Origin of the sequence: Vibrio sp. YQ_11, from assembly GCF_043103065.1 — a bacterium.
GTDB lineage: Bacteria > Pseudomonadota > Gammaproteobacteria > Enterobacterales > Vibrionaceae > Vibrio > Vibrio parahaemolyticus.
This window is the reverse complement of sequence record NZ_JBICJM010000011.1, coordinates 160,429-176,478: the sequence shown is the minus strand read 5'-3', so window position 1 is coordinate 176,478 and position 16,050 is coordinate 160,429. Positions and strand designations below refer to the sequence as shown.

The 16,050-nt window shown below is 37.9% G+C and carries 13 protein-coding genes; 12 read left to right on the top strand and 1 reads right to left on the bottom strand.

The genetic code is table 11. The features are described 5' to 3' along the window. Positions 1 to 39: 39 nt before the first annotated feature. Positions 40 to 264 (bottom strand): hypothetical protein, encoded by a 225-nt coding sequence (locus ACF8EG_RS09155; protein WP_025503633.1) that lies wholly within the window; start codon positions 262 to 264, stop codon positions 40 to 42. 395 nt (positions 265 to 659) lie between these two features. On the opposite strand from ACF8EG_RS09155, the gene ACF8EG_RS09150 reads away from it, so the two are divergent. From ACF8EG_RS09150 to ACF8EG_RS09095, 12 genes are all read left to right on the top strand, one after another. Beyond that, positions 660 to 1,178 carry a porin family protein gene (locus ACF8EG_RS09150; protein ID WP_025503632.1) on the top strand — a complete coding sequence of 173 codons (519 nt, stop codon included), beginning with the start codon at positions 660 to 662 and terminating at the stop codon, positions 1,176 to 1,178. Positions 1,179 to 1,243: 65 nt separating this feature from the next. Continuing rightward, positions 1,244 to 4,012: an SLBB domain-containing protein gene (locus ACF8EG_RS09145; protein WP_140278277.1), complete on the top strand. Its 2,769-nt coding sequence runs from the start codon at positions 1,244 to 1,246 to the stop codon at positions 4,010 to 4,012. A 446-nt stretch (positions 4,013 to 4,458) separates the two neighbouring features. Then, positions 4,459 to 5,433: a Wzz/FepE/Etk N-terminal domain-containing protein gene (locus ACF8EG_RS09140; protein ID WP_140278276.1), complete on the top strand. Its 975-nt coding sequence runs from the start codon at positions 4,459 to 4,461 to the stop codon at positions 5,431 to 5,433. A 156-nt stretch (positions 5,434 to 5,589) separates the two neighbouring features. After that, on the top strand, positions 5,590 to 7,038 hold the full coding sequence (locus ACF8EG_RS09135; protein ID WP_276419638.1) for an MATE family efflux transporter: 1,449 nt from the start codon (positions 5,590 to 5,592) through the stop codon (positions 7,036 to 7,038). 19 nt (positions 7,039 to 7,057) lie between these two features. Beyond that, positions 7,058 to 8,383, top strand: coding sequence for a Coenzyme F420 hydrogenase/dehydrogenase, beta subunit C-terminal domain (locus tag ACF8EG_RS09130; protein ID WP_276419640.1), 1,326 nt, complete (start codon positions 7,058 to 7,060; stop codon positions 8,381 to 8,383). Beyond that, positions 8,380 to 9,501: a polysaccharide pyruvyl transferase family protein gene (locus ACF8EG_RS09125; protein ID WP_140278273.1), complete on the top strand. Its 1,122-nt coding sequence runs from the start codon at positions 8,380 to 8,382 to the stop codon at positions 9,499 to 9,501. Before ACF8EG_RS09130 ends, ACF8EG_RS09125 begins: the two co-directional genes overlap by 4 nt. Then, positions 9,494 to 10,480 (top strand): glycosyltransferase family 2 protein, encoded by a 987-nt coding sequence (locus ACF8EG_RS09120; RefSeq protein ID WP_276419642.1) that lies wholly within the window; start codon positions 9,494 to 9,496, stop codon positions 10,478 to 10,480. The genes ACF8EG_RS09125 and ACF8EG_RS09120 overlap by 8 nt, the downstream gene beginning before the upstream one ends. Positions 10,481 to 10,584: 104 nt before the next feature. Then, a complete protein-coding gene (locus ACF8EG_RS09115; RefSeq protein WP_206959396.1) occupies positions 10,585 to 11,670 on the top strand; it encodes a glycosyltransferase family 4 protein in 1,086 nt (361 codons plus the stop codon). A gap of 13 nt (positions 11,671 to 11,683) precedes the next feature. Then, positions 11,684 to 12,679, top strand: a complete 996-nt coding sequence (locus ACF8EG_RS09110; protein ID WP_140278293.1) for an EpsG family protein — start codon at positions 11,684 to 11,686, stop codon at positions 12,677 to 12,679. Positions 12,680 to 12,683: 4 nt separating this feature from the next. Then, complete coding sequence (locus tag ACF8EG_RS09105; protein WP_140278294.1) at positions 12,684 to 13,781, top strand: glycosyltransferase; 1,098 nt, start codon at positions 12,684 to 12,686, stop codon at positions 13,779 to 13,781. A gap of 24 nt (positions 13,782 to 13,805) precedes the next feature. Beyond that, positions 13,806 to 14,819: a glycosyltransferase gene (locus ACF8EG_RS09100; RefSeq protein ID WP_219605461.1), complete on the top strand. Its 1,014-nt coding sequence runs from the start codon at positions 13,806 to 13,808 to the stop codon at positions 14,817 to 14,819. A gap of 109 nt (positions 14,820 to 14,928) precedes the next feature. Beyond that, a complete protein-coding gene (locus ACF8EG_RS09095) occupies positions 14,929 to 15,849 on the top strand; it encodes an IS5 family transposase (RefSeq protein ID WP_025590642.1) in 921 nt (306 codons plus the stop codon). Positions 15,850 to 16,050: the final 201 nt, after the last annotated feature.

The following is a 16,050-nucleotide window of genomic DNA, read 5'->3' as shown; positions in this document are numbered from 1 at the left end:
TTATTTCAGGGCGATCAGCTGGACTATACTAGAGCTAAATTATTTAGCTACTGAGCCAGAGCCAGAATTAGAGTTTGTTGCTGTAGACGAGTCACTATCTGACGCTGCAACTGCCACTACAGTTACAGCTGCTGCTGCACCTACTGCTACGGCTGTTGTACCTGTTGCAGATGCAGAAGCTGCGCCTGCTGAACCTGCTTCTTCTGCTGCAAATGCAGTTGATGCGCTTAGAGCCATAAGAATAGCTAGAGCTGTATTCTTCATTATTAATCCTTGTATATCCGGTATAAAAACATCGATGTTTGGTAGCATAAAAAATGCTCCAAACTATATTCTAGATAAAAAAACGTTAGCATGTAAATAGTTTCTTATTTTGCCAGGCTTCCGATCTCATTCCTAACACCAACGTGACATAGCGCGGTTATCTTATTCCCTTACTTGCTGATAAACCATCAAGCGTGCATAATTTGGCGGCCTGTTCCTTCAGTACGGCTTAAGTGTTTGGAGGGAGCTGGGCGCTTGAATATAAAGAAAGCGATACAGTGGCTAACGCTCAACGCCGCCGGGCGGTAGCGTGCCAAAAATCAATAATTAATGAGTCTTCGAGGCGTACGTTGAAGTCCGTAGCACTCATTATTACCAGTACTAGGAACTTTTACGTGATAAGAAAACAGCATTGTTTAGGAATACTTAGTGTACTGGGCTTAAGCCTGAGTTCTTTTTCAGCATCTGCCGATTTTTACGCTGGTGCACTAGTGAGTTACTCAAATGCCGAATTGAAAAGCTCGCCTTCTGAGTCCGTGAAAGAGGGAAGCCCCTTTCTTCTTAGTGCGCAAGCAGGGTACTTCTTTAACGATTATATTGGTTTAGAAGGACGCTATGGAACGTCAGTTCAGCGTGATAGTGGGCTTGCCGTTGATAGTGCAATGAGTGGCTTTTTTAAGCTAAATATGCCTGTTTCAGAGCGAGTTGCACTTTACGGTTTAGCAGGGTACTCGAGCGTTCAACTTGACTTACAAAATGTAGGCTCCGACAAAGAGCAAGGATTCAGTTTTGGGTTAGGTATGCATTACGCTTTGAACAAACAAAGCGCAGTTGTGTTTGAGTTCGTTGATAACGTTTCAGAAAACCAAGTTCGCCTTAACTCGATTACACTGGGTTTCCAGCACAGATTCTAATTTAAATACCTAGAACTCAAACTTGAGCGCTAGGACCTTTTATCCAATTATTATAGTGGCATATCATGTTTAAAGGATATCTCTCCATTGCCGTTTGTGTCTTGGCAAGCATGTTTGCGTCTTACTCGACTGCGCAAACACCTACTCCAGAACAAATCAAAATGTTTCAGAACTTACCAGCAGATCAGCAGCAAGCACTGGCGAGTAAGTATGGCTTTAGTATCCCTTCAGGCTCTTCTTCCCAGTCTACGTCATACTCAAATCCGCAAGTTATTCAACCTAGAACTCAATTGAGTGGGGCGAGTTCTACTGAAGTAGAAAAAATATGGGATACTAAAAAAGAAGATGATGAGTTACAACGCTTTGGCCTTGAACTCTTTGCTGGCTCTCCAAGCACCTTTGCTCCGATAAGTGATGTTCCAGTTCCGGCTAATTACACTGTGGGTGCAGGCGATGAAATCATCGTGCAGTTATTTGGTAAGGAGAACGAAACACATCGCTTACGTGTAAATCGCGCAGGAACAATCAACTTTCCTTCTCTTGGGCCAGTAAATGTTGCAGGTATGCACTTTTCTGATGTTAGAGACTCTCTAACGCAACGTGTAAAAGAGCAAATGATAGGTGTTCGTAGCGATATTTCATTAGGTGAACTACGTACCATGCAAGTATTTGTCATGGGCGATGCATATAAGCCAGGAGCGTACACGGTTAGCGCATTAACGACAATATCACAGGCTATCTACTACAGCGGTGGTTTTGGTGAAAGTGGGGCACTAAGAGATATTCAGCTAAAGCGTGACGGAAAAATTATTCGTAAGTTGGACATGTATGATCTGTTACTAAAAGGTGATGCGAGTGATGATGTGCGCTTACTACCGGATGATGTTGTTTTAATCGGCTCTGTTAAAGATACGGTCTCTATAGAAGGCGAGATTAATCGTCCTGCAATTTATGAGGTTAAGCCGGGTGAAACCTACCAACAACTTATTCAAATAGCTGGTGGTTTTACTGCCAACGCGTATAAAGAACAGCTAGAAATCAAACGCTATGCAACGCATGGGACTCGTGAAGCGGTCACTCTCGATTTTAGTAAGAGCCAAGATAAGCAAAGCAAAGTAAAAAATGGCGATGCTATTAAAATCTTGAAAAAAAGCGAAGAGCTTACTCGATATGTTCAAATCGAAGGGGATGTAAGACACCCTGGTTATGTAGAGTGGCATCAAAGTTTGCGTATTGCTGATTTGTTTAAATCTGTCGACTCTGCATTTAATGCCACTGCTGATGTTAACTACGCCGTTGTTGTTCGAGAAGTTAATACTCAACGTGATATCGAAGTATTTCAGATAAACCTCGCGAACGCGATTTTATCTCCTAACAGCAAAGACAATATGTCTCTACGTTCTCGTGATCGAGTTCTAGTCTTCAACCGGTTCAATAACGAAGATTTAGATACACTCGCTAATGATGAAGAAATTACAAAAGCGAAAACACTCGAGCAAGCTCAAAAACAGGCGGAGATGGAGCAACAGAAAGAACAGCAACAGATGAGCTCGTCTGCTGCTATGGTTAATAACCCTGCAGGTTCGATAATCGCAGGTAACAATGCGATGACTAGCAATAATCCGCAACAAACTAATTTCAATAACCAACAGAATTATGTTGGCTGGAACCAGCAAGCAAAAGAAGAAAGAAAAATTATTTTCCGCGGTAAAGAGATTACAGAGGAAGACTTTGAAAAGCTGAAGCAAAATACTCGTCGCACTTTGCTTGCACCAGTATTGTTACAACTCCAACAACAGTCTCGTTTGGGGCTAGCCCCTCAAATTGCAGAAGTATTTGGTGAAGTGAAGCACCCTGGGCGCTACCCGATTACTCCAAGAATGACGGTATCAACGCTGATTGAAGCCGCTGGTGGTTTGACTTATAACGCATTCACAATTAGTGCAGAGTTAGCACGAACCGCGATTAATAGTGCAGATGAGCGTGCTTATATTGATGTTGAACGGATTGATTTACGTAAAGCAATACAAGGCGGTACCTCAGACGATGCAGTTATCGTGGGCCGAGACCGTTTGAACATCTTAGAAAAGCCAAATGTGAAGCTACAAAGCACAGTAACTTTACAGGGTGAAGTTCGCTTCCCTGGAACCTATACAGTGCGCCAAGGTGAAACCATAAGTGAGTTATTGGGCCGAGCTGGCGGTCTGACAGAATTTGCTCACCCTCAAGGAGCAATATTCACGCGTGAAGCATTGCGCTTACAAGAGCAGAAGCTCTTAAATCAATACGCCGCTGATATGCGCAAAGAAACTGCGAAGAAAACATTCAGAGCCGACAGCAATATTGGTTCCGTAATTACCGATCCACAGAAAACACTAGCATTTGTTGAAGAAGCAAGTCGCAGTAAGGCGCTTGGACGAATGGTAGTGCAGCTAAACCGTATTTTCAAAGGCGATCGCTCAGCAGATTTTATGTTAGAAGACGGCGACTTCCTCTTTGTTCCGACCTTCCGCAACACAGTTTCAATCATGGGTGAAGTTCAGGTTCCTATTACCTACTTATTGGACAACAAACTCGATGTTGACGATTACCTAAATAAAGCGGGTGGAGCTAAAAAACAAGCGGACGAAGACCGCATTTTTGTAGTTCGTGCAGACGGTTCTGTTTACAAACCTTCTTCCGGATATTGGTTCGGAAACAACCAAGAAGGGCTAAAAGCAGGTGACACGATTGTTGTGCCGATAGATACGGATTATCGCGACGCATTAAGTACCTGGACAGCTGCAACGCAGATCCTTTACCAGACTGGTGTTGCGATTAACGCGCTTAAATAACACCATTGTTAGCCTAGTAATGAAGGTTACTAGGCTTTCCTACTATTGGTTAAATAGGTGATTGAGGCATCACTTACTGTGTTAAAGTATTATTTAGAATCATCGGTAGGTACGGATTTCTGTAGTCTTCAGCATATACATACTATGGAGGTATATATTGCATATATAACCACTTGCAATATTAAAGTCAGTTAACCTCTTTTAACGCTTCCTAATGAGATACCAAAATCTAATGTCATTTTGGCAATTCACTTAAGAGGTGAAGCAGTCAACTTAAATAACTCGAAAATTAATGTTACCTTAGCTGCGAGCAACCCCCATTTTTCGTAATCTATCTATTTGTTGATTCTCGGTATTAAAACTTGCCTTGACTTCGATACATATTACATAGTTTCCAAAGGTGTCCTCTCTAAGGATACTTATACATACTTGGAGTTTTAAACTCAATGGAATCCCAAAAAAAATCAAACTCAAATTACTTGCCTTATTCTCCTCACTCTCCTGAATATTATGATGATGAGGTTGATTTACGAGAACTGTTTAGGGTGTTATGGAAAGGAAAGTTGATCATTATTGCAACCACGTTCGTATTTGCAGTAGGCTCTGTCCTTTATGCATTGAACTTACCGAACATTTATAGAGCTGATGCATTACTTGCTCCTGCAGAGAGTGCTAGTGGTAGCAATTTGTCGCAAATGGCTGGACAACTTGGTGGATTAGCGGCATTGGCTGGAGTGAATATAGGCGCCTCGGAATCATCGCAAACTGAACTTGCTGTACAAGTAATGAGATCTCGGCAGTTCATTGAAGGTTTTATATCCAAGCATGATTTACTTGTTCCTTTGATGGCAGCTAGAGATTGGGATTTAAACAATAACAAGTTGATCCTAGATGATGAAGTATACGATGAGAAAAGTAATAAATGGTTACGCGAGCCAAAAGGTCTTAGAGGTGTTGAGCCTACTGCACAAGAAGCATATGAAACGTTTAGAAAAGATATATTTGAAATTTCTGAAGATAAAAAGAATGGCCTTTATAGCGTTTCAGTAAAGCATTACTCACCATACATTGCTCAACAATGGGTTGATTGGTTGGTGCAAGATATCAACAACGTAATGCGAGAACGAACCATTAAAGAAGCTTCAAAAAACCTTGACTATTTAAATGCCCAATTAGAAAAAACATCTATCACGGATATGCAAAGCACCTTTTACAAGCTAATTGAAGAGCAAACTAAAAGTCTTATGCTAGCCGAGGTACAAGAAGAGTTTGTATTTAAAGTTATTGATCCAGCCGTTCTTTCTGAATTGAAGCATGAGCCAAATCGAGCATTCCTGTGTATTGTAGGTACGGTATTTGGGATGATTTTTGGTATTGGTATTCTTTTTGTCTTCACTGTGCTGAAGTCCGAAGAAAAGTAATTACTCGACACTTTATGACTTTAACTTCGACTTTGACTATAGCCAGTGGCTAACAAGATGATATTGAAAAACAAAGTAATTATAAAAAACACATTGTTCCTGTACCTTAGAATGATATTGATATTAGTTGTGTCATTGTATTCATCAAGGATCGTATTGGAACAACTTGGTGTTGAAGATTTTGGTATATATCACGTTGTTGCTGGCGTTATTTCTCTATTGACTTTCGTAAATGGAGCACTTTCAACTGCAACACAGCGCTTCATTTGTTTTGAATTAGGGCAAGCTGATAATAATAAAGATAAACTAGAAAATATATTTAATGCTAGCTTAACAATTCATCTAGTTATTGGAGTTATATTCTTTGTAATAGGGTTATCTTTAGGTTCTTGGGTTGTAAGTTCATTTTTAACAATACCGGATATAAGGTTAGATACGGCATTACTAGTCTTCTATATGTCTTTAATTACAGTGTTTTTTAACCTTATATCAATTCCGTATATTGCCAATATTATTTCTTTTGAAAAAATGGATGCATTTGCATATATCAGCATTGCAGATGCTGCTCTGAAGCTTGGCTCGGTATTAATTCTCAGTTTAATTAGTGGTGACAAACTATTATACTATGCAATATTCATCTCAATGAGTGCATTTTTAGTTTTTCTTTGTTATGTATTTTATAATAAAGTAGCTTTACATAACACAAGAATTATATTTTCTTGGAATAAGCAATACTCTAAAAAACTGGTTGGTTATATCGGATGGAATTTTTATGGGAATATAGCAGCTGTCGTTTCCAATTATGGTGTTAATATACTTTTAAATATTACATTTGGTACTGTAGTAAATGCAGCAAGAGCTATAGCTATGCAAGTAAATAGTGCGGTATTTGGTTTTGTGAGCAGCTTACAAACGTCTTTTGCTCCGCAGATTATAAAATCATATTCAGGTAGAGATACTAAGTACGTACGCAGCTTAATATTCTCTGGCGCAAAGATATCATTCTTTTTACTCCTTTTTATTTCTATGCCAATATTAGTTCAAACAGACTATATATTAAAGCTCTGGTTAGGTAATGTTCCGGAAAATACAGAAAAATTTGTCAAACTGGTTGTAATTGATAGTTTGATAATTAGCCTTTCTGGAGTGATAATGACTACTTTTCAAGCAACGGGTAAGATTAAATTGTATCAGATCGTGGTTGGAACCGTTATTTTACTTAACTTACCCGTGTCATATTTAGCACTAAAATTAGGCGGAGCTCCTAGTATTGTCTATTATGTGGCGATAAGTATATCGCTAATAGCTCTCGTATTAAGGTTAATCCTTTTATACAATTTCGAACCGGAGTTGATCAAAGGATTTGTAAGAAGTGTCATCTTCAGGGTTGCGTTGGTTTCTTTGTTATCATTTTCGATAAACTTATCGATATCAAGTTATTTTAGCGAAGGTATCTTTGGGTTGATTGGCGGGTGTATCATAAGCGTTATGATTAATATACTTTCAATCTATTTAGTTGGTATTGATGAAAATGAGAAGATGTTTGTGAGAAGTTTTTTAAAATCTAAGTTTTCCAAAGTGAAAGGTAGAACTAGTGAGTTGTAGAAATATATCAGAGTTAATTGTGGAACAAGGACTATGTATTGGTTGTGGGGCATGTATTACACAATGTGATAATCAGTCTCTTAAAATGCAATGGAACGAAGATGGCTTTTTAACTCCTAGACAGTTAAAAAAGTGTGATTGCTCTGGTGCTTGTTTGCAAGTTTGCCCTTTTAATACAAAGCCTGACGCCGATGTACGTACTGAAGATGAGTTGTCGAAAAAGTATATCTATGATGGTATTCAAAAGCACGACCCACAAGTGGGCCATTACATCAATACTTATGTTGGTTACTCACAAGTTCACCGACAAAATAGTTCTTCGGGAGGAATAGCGACCTATTTTTTGGAAAAGTTACTGGAGCAAGGGATTGTTGACCATGTGGTTTGTGTGTCTCGTTCAGGGACTGAAGGTGAACATTATGAATATGGTGTATTCAATAGTGTTGACAAAGTACGATCTTCATCTAAAACTCGCTACTATCCTGTAAGCCTTGGAAATGCGCTAGAGTCAATATTAACACTGGAAGGTAAAGTAGCAATAGTAGGTGTAGCGTGTTTTATTAAAGCGGTAAGGTTATTACAGCATAACGATCAGCGTTATAAAGATAAAATTGGGTTTACGGTTGGTATTATTTGTGGTGGTGTCAAGAGTAGGCACTATACAGACTATCTAGCAGAAAAATCAGGCGCGTCTAGACATAACTATATGTCACCTGAATATCGAATTAAATCAGTTGACACTAGTGCTTCTGATTACTCTTTTTCTTGCATTTCTGAAGAAAAAGAAAAATCAATAAGAATGAATAAACTAGGCGATATGTGGGGGTCAGGTTTATTTAAAGCGAAGGCGTGTGACTTTTGTGATGATGTTACGACTGAGCTTGCTGATATATCCTTAGGGGATGCATGGGTAAAGCCATACTCAGACGATGGCCAGGGCCATAATGTTATAATTATTAGAACCCAGTTAGCTAATGATATATTTTCTGAAGGTATAGAGAGAAAAAGCTTAATTGTGGATGAAGTCCCGGTTGAAAAAGTAGTTGAAACTCAGAGAGGCAGTTTCAACCACCGAAGAGTTGGATTGAAGTATCGTACTCAAGCTTACAAATTGAAGGAAACGCCACCAAAAAGATTTGCCCAAACAGATATACCAGCGTCATTAAAACTAGTTCACTATATGAGAATGGTAACTAGATCTCAAAGTTTAAAACTCTGGAAAAAATCATCTGATGCTCAAGTTTTTGAAAAGAAAATATACTATATAAGAGAGATTTTGATTTTTGTAACGCGTTTTAACCGAAAAAAAGAAAGCATCCTGAAAAAGGTAAGAAACAAAAAATGAAAATAGCAATTATGACCCAGCCCCTTCATACTAATTATGGTGGACTGCTTCAAGCGTATGCACTTCAACGCTTCCTTAAAGAACAAGGCCATGATGTATTAACTGTTGACTTACCATTTAAAAAAGCTAAATTTTGGGGGATAAGAGGGATTCTAGTCAATGCTATAAAAAAATATGTGTTAAAGAAAGATATTAAAAGAGTTTTTCCAATTAATAACAAAGAAAAAGCTAGAATCTCTAAGCATACAGATCGCTTTAGACAAGAAAATATAGAAACAACACACAAAATTGAATCTGTATCAAGATTGAATGAGCTGGAAAAATATAACTTCTCTACATTTATTGTAGGTAGTGACCAAGTATGGCGACCTCAGTACTCACCAGGAATTGAAGCATTCTTCCTTAATTTTATTAAAGATCCTAGTATTAAGAAAATATCTTATGCTGCCTCTTTTGGCGTAGATAATATTAGTGAGTTTGACCACGACTTGCTCGAAAAATGCTCACATCATTTGAAGCAATTTGATGCTGTTAGTGTTAGAGAAGACAGTGCTGTGAATCTTTGTCGAGACAATTTCGGAGTTGAGGCTTTACATGTTATCGATCCAACAATGTTGCTTGAAGCATCTCAATACAACGCTTTGATAGACAAGGAAAAGCATATAGATATTCCAAAAGGAGTAATGGTTTATGTGCTCGATCAATCTGAAGATAAAAAAGCGGTTGTTACAAAGGTAGTTAGCAAATTGAACATATCCTCTTTTGAGCTAATGCCACAAAACGATTTAGATCAGTATCAACCTGTCACTCGTTGGATACAAGGTTTCCGAGACTCTCAGTTTGTCGTCACTGACTCCTTTCATGGAGTTGTATTTTCGATTATATACAACAAACCATTTATTGCAATTGGTAACTCAGAGCGTGGCTTAGCTCGTTTTAACTCATTACTCAAAATGTTCAATTTAGAGCATAGATTAGTAGACTCAGTTAACTTACTGAACGATAAATTATTAGATTTAGAGGTGGATTTTACCGAGGTTAACAAAATTTTATCTCAAAAGCGTGCTTTTGCTTCGAAATTTCTTTTATCCGCAATAAATGAGCATCAATATGTATAAAGTCTCACTCATTGTTCCTATATATAATACAGAGAAATATATAGGAAGATGTATCGACTCTATATTCCCTCAAAGTATTGATAAACTACAGGTTATATTCTTAGATGATGGTTCAAAAGATAACTCTTTATCTATCTTAAAAGACAAAGTATCTAACTACCAAAAAAGTATATCTGATAGTTGGGATATAGTAATTGTAAGCCGCGAGAATAAGGGTGTTTCAGAAACCAGACAAGAAGCCTTAGCGCTTGCAACTGGTGAGTATATCGCCTTCCTTGATAGTGACGATTATACATCATCAAGTAATTGGTTGGAGGATGTGTATACCGTTGCGAAAGGTGGAGGTTTAGATCTTGTCATTTCGGACTATACTATTGAATACCCTGACAGGCTAGAGCGAATGTCGGAGAAGAAGTCTGATAGTAATTTAGATTGTATAAAATATTTGCTTTTGGATGAGGTAAAAGGTTACTGTTGGAATAAGCTTTACAGGAGGGAAATTATAGAAAATAATGAAATAAATTTCCCTAATGAAATAAACTTCCTTGAAGATTTTATCTTTAATATTCAGTTTTTATTGTCAGCTAAAAAAATAGTTTTTATTAAAGGTGATTATGTTGTTTATAATCAATGCAATGTTTCTTCTATAACTAAGAAAATAGATCAGAGTAAAATTGTAGAAGTTAAAAAAGCGGCTGAAGAAATAAGTAAAAATTTAAAAAACAATGGCGTTTATAAATATTGTGAAGAAGGCTTTTTAAAGTTTAAACTTAGTCAAAAAACCACATTAATTTACTCATCTCTTAATACATCTCCGAGAGAAGCATTGAGTTTATTTCCTGAAACAAATGAAGTGCTATTTAAAGGTAATATAAGTTCTCACTTTAAAATTGCAATTTTTTTGTTTAATAACTTTGGTGTTAATATGTCAATTTTATTTTTAAAAATTGTTGAATTTTTTAAATCAATAATTAAGTAAATAGAATGATTTTTCGATAGTTAACTAATCGTTTCCTTAAGTAGGTGTCATTTTTAAATTACCATTTACTATCATAGATTATTTGTATAAATAAAGAGATTTTAATGTCAAATATTTGTTTTTTTGTTGGGAGCTTAGAAGGGTCTGGTGGTACAGAAAGAGTTTCGATTTGGCTGGCAAATGAACTATCTAAGTTATCTGGCCATGATGTTTATATCTTAAGTCTTCAAGGTAAAAGTAAGCCTTTTTTCCCTGTTTCAGCAGATATCAGGTGCAGTACGCTATTTTCTACGTATGGAAGTGGGACTTTACGGTTTCCATTAATCGTATCACGTTTAAAAAAGTTTTTAAAAAACAATGCGATTGATATATTAATCGATGTTGAGTCAATGCTCGCTTTATACTCAACTCCCGCAATATGTGGCACATCTGTAAGGCACATCTGCTGGGAACATTTTAATTATAAAGTTGATCTTGGAAGAAAAACTAGACGTTTTGCAAGACGACTAGCTGCTCTTTTTGCTGACGATGTTGTTACATTGACGGAAAGAGATAAGCAGCTTTGGATATCTGGTACTAAATGCAAGGCAAACTTAGTCTCAATACCCAATCCTATTACCGTTTCTAAACCCACTGATATCAGTCAAGATAAAGATGATGTGGTTTTAGCTGTTGGACGGTTAACTTATCAAAAAGGATTCGATATTTTACTTGAAGCATGGCAGCAAGTCTCAAAAGAGTATCCTCAATGGAAATTAAAGATTATAGGTAGCGGGGAAGATGAGGAAGCTCTGTCAAAGCGCTCTGTTGAGTTAGATGTTACCAAAACAATTGAGTTTATCCCTAAAACCAACCAGATCGAGAACTATTATCTTCAATCAAAGCTCTTTGTTATGAGCTCCAGGTTTGAAGGTTTGCCTTTAGTATTAATCGAAGCGCAAGCTTATGGCTTACCAATCGTCTCTTTTGATTGTGATACAGGACCAGCTGAAGTCGTTCAAGATGGTCATAATGGTTGGTTGTGTGAAGCAAATAACATTATTGCGTTAAAAGACTCTTTAATTAAAGGTATTGAGGCATCGATGAACTCAGAACGCTATCAAGAACTAACCACGCACTCAATCAATAACTCTAAGAGGTTTAGTACAGAGACCATCTTAAGCACGTGGTTAAAATTACTTTCAAACTAGAGATAGTAAGTAAATGAGAATCACTAAATATAGGCTCTATATACTTTCTTACTTAGTAATTTCAGTAATATATGGCTTATTGCTTACATTACTGCCTAATGAACTCTTTAGAGATAGGCAAAACTATATCGTATATGCGATTGACTCAATGAAAATCATGGATCGTTATGATGGATTGGCTATTCTGACTAACGAACCATTATTTTTGCTATTAAATTCTTTTTTAAGTAACTTTTTCAAACCAGAAGTTATACCGCTAGTCTTTGTTTTTTTTACTGGGTTTACAGTTAGTTTTTTCATTCTTTACAAAGGTAGAAATGCTTTAGTTTGTTTTCTAGGCTTTTTAGCATTGTTATTCATTCCGCAGGCATTTCATATGCAACTTGTCGTTTTAAGGCAAGCATTTGCAGCCTCAATGATGATGTGGGCAATCCTGTTTTTGGGACATAAAAGATACTTTAAGTTAATTGTCTTTTTACTAGGGTTCATTCATTCATCTATGTTTATAGTATTCTTTTTTGTCGTGGCTGATAGCTTTTTTAAGCAATTAGTCTCAGAGGAGATTATACTTCGATCTTTATTTTTGTTTACTATCTCCATAGGAATTAGCTTGTTAATCCTTCCTGTTGCTCAATTATTAGCATTGAGACAAGCAACTGAATATAGCTCAACTATCACGGGTGTTGGAGGAGGGAATTTTGTTTTATTTAGTGGTATTTTAATCATGATACTTACACAGTATAAGAGGATATATCTCAATGATGGGCATTATGTGATAGCAATATTAGGGCTTTCCATATATCTAGGTATGTATTTCTTTAGCCCTTTTGCTGGAAGACTAATGGTAAGCTTTCTTCCATTTATAATTTGCCTTTTATGTTATTTTAGTAATATGAGAGCTCTAATATTAATGGTTACTTTGATATTCTTGAATACTACAATATTTAAGCAGTCGATAGAAAGCGCAAGTTTGACGAGAGAAGGTGTGTTCTTTTTTAATCAATGGTAATTACATGAAAGTTTTGCTAGTTATTACTGGGTTAGGTGTGGGAGGTGCTGAGAAACAAGTATGTGATTTAGCCGATACATACTCTACCTTTGGGCATGATGTCACTATCCTTTCTATGCATGGCGAGCCCCTTTTAAAGCCTCAATCTACATCGGTTGAGGTATTGTCACTTCGGATGGAGAAAAGTTTACTCGGAGTTGCCTCTACATATTTGAAAATAAAAAAAATTATCAAGAGTTTCGCCCCTGATATTGTTCATAGTCATATGGTCCATGCGAACATACTTATGAGGCTTGTTAGAGTTACGACTCCTATCAAACGTCTCATATGTACCGCTCATAGTAGTAATGAGGGAGGGAGACTTAGAATGCTGGCATATAAACTTACTCAGAAGCAGGGGGACCTATTGACTAATGTCAGTGAAGAAGCTGTCGAAGCTTTCATAGACAAAGGTGCGTGTAGCTCTGATCGTATCATCGCTCTTCACAATGGAATTGACTTAAATAAATATCGCTTTAACAAAGAGACGAGATTCGCTTACCGAAGTGAAATCGGTGTAAACGAAGATGAAACCTTGCTCCTAAGTGTTGGTCGGCTAACAGAAGCAAAAGATTACCCCAACTTACTGAACGCGTTTTCATCCCTTTTATTAACAGAGCGCAAGGTAAAGCTTGCCATTATTGGGGACGGTGACAAGCGGCAAGAGTTGAAGATATTAGCTGAAGAATTAGGTATTGAAGATAAAGTAAACTTCATAGGGCTTAGTCACCAAGTTCCACAATGGATGAGTGCCGCTGATATCTTTGTTCTATCCTCTGCTTGGGAGGGGTTTGGACTTGTTGTTGCTGAGGCAATGGCAGCAGAAAGAGTTATTGTTGCTACCGATTGCGGTGGTGTGGGAGAAGTTGTTAGTAAATACGGTTTCCTAGTTCCCCCACGAGATTCTCAGGCCCTCTCTGGAGCAATCAAGCAGGCTCTTGATATGTCTGAGGATGAAAAGCAGACCTTAGGCGCTAAAGCGAGAGAGCACGTTGAGCAACATTATTCACTCATAGCCATTTCTAAAAAGTGGCTGAATCTATACCAATCCCATAATAAATAACTACCTTATTTCTCGGAGTATAGGGTGCCAGCTAAAATATTACATATTATTACAAAGTCTGAGATCGGCGGAGCTCAAACCTGGGTCAAGGATCAAGTTACACTTTTAGGAGATGAGTTTGAGCACTTTATTATTACAAATAAATCCGGGTGGTTGACGGAAAATACCACTGTAAAAAAACAATTCTTTGTCCCTGAAATCGAGAAAGGCTTCTCACTTAAGGCATATCTAAAAATAGTCGAGTTTATAAAACAAAACCGTATCGATGTCGTTGTAGCAAGTTCTGCAAACGCAGGACTTTATGCGAGATTGTTAAAGGTGATGGTTAAAATTAGAGTGGTTTATGTTTCTCATGGTTGGTCTTGTATATATAATGGTGGGAGATTCCGGAAGTTATATATAACAATAGAAAGAGTACTTTCCTTTTTATCCGATAAAATCCTTTGCGTATCTGAAAAAGACAAACAGGATGCAGCTAAAATCATTGGTATAAATGAAAACAAATTAATACACATACGAAACTGTGTTTTTCCGCGAAAAGTACAAAATAAAGAAGTGAGAAGTTGCTTCAAAGTTCTTTTTTTAGGTAGGCTCGCTTATCCTAAAAGGCCTGATTTGTTGATAGATGCGATTTCTCAGTTGCCTAGTGTAAGCCTTGATGTAGTTGGTGATGGTCCTCTTCTTTCCCAATGCTCTAGGCCCGAAAATGTTCATTTTACCGGGGCTATAGAGAATTTTGATAATTTCTCAGAATATGATTTATTTGCACTAATATCAGATAGTGAAGGTATGCCAATGTCAGCTCTTGAGGCTGCATCGACGGGACTACCTTTGTTATTAAGTAATGTTGGTGGGTGTGGAGAGTTGATAACACAGAATGGTTTATTAGTCGAGAACGATTCTGAGGCCATACTCAAAGCTATACACGAAATCAAAAATGATTACTCAGACTACAAAGAGCAAGCTGAGCGTTGTTCAGTTGAATTTGATATAAAGAATTCTTACGAATTGTATAAGGCACTATATATCGGAATTTAGACACCTTGAACTTTTCCATAAGCGGAAAGAGGCTTTGTTGCGTAATTCGATGGAACTAAATCAGGAAGTTGCGATCTGATCGGCTAAATCAGCTAATCTTCGTAGCCTTATGCCGAAACCTCGTTATAAAACAACTAACTGGAAACAGTACAACAAAGCCCTAATCAACCGTGGTTCACTTACTTTCTGGATTGATGAAGAGACCATAAGAGAGTGGAAGCAAAGTAAACAGAATAAGCGAGGTAGGCCTCGTCGATTCAGCGACTTAGCCATTACTACAGCACTCATGGTAAAACGCGTTTTCTCTATGCCATTGAGAGCGCTGCAAGGTTTTCTAGACTCCGTATTTAAGCTGGCTAACATACCGCTTGTTTGTCCGCATTACACCTGTATAAGCCGTCGAGCTAAGGACGTTGAGGTTTCATTTAAAACCAAAACCAGAGGTGTGATACAGCATCTGGCCATCGATGCCACTGGTCTCAAGGTTTATGGCGAAGGTGAATGGAAGGTCAAAAAGCATGGTACTGATGGGAAGCGCAGAGTCTGGCGTAAGCTACATCTAGCAGTAGATACCAGCACCCACGAAATAGTCGCAGCAGAGCTGAGTTTATCTAACGTTACCGATGCCGAAGTGCTTCCCAACCTACTTAAGCAGACACGTCGTAAAATCATTGAGATATCAGGTGATGGTGCTTATGACACAAGACATTGCCATGATGCAATACGTGTAAAGCGAGCGGTTCCGCTCATCCCTCCAAGGGAAGGAGCAACCTTCTGGGAACAAGGACATCCTCGAAATCTGGCGGTAGGTTGCCAGAAGCTGTACGGCTCCAACAAGAAGTGGAAAAAGCGGTATGGTTATCATAAGCGCTCGCTATCAGAGACAGCAATGCATCGAGTGAAACAGTTGTTGGGTGGGAAACTCAGCCTCCGAAATTACAATGCTCAGGTTGGTGAGACTTACACAATGATTAAAGCGCTGAATAAGCTTACAGGACTTGGTATGCCTGAAACTCAGTATATTGTCTAAAAGTCGCTCAACTTTGGGCGGTTTGGTTTCTCGTCTGAATTACGCAACAAAGCCCCCTCACTTCAATAGCAAATGTGAGCACTCCCAGAAAACTTATAAAAGTGAGTTTTATCCGACTATAGATGCTTCGGGGGACGGGAAGACCTAGAGTTGTTGTTATCTGAATGGTATCACTACTATAACTGGGAGTTGTCAGATGGC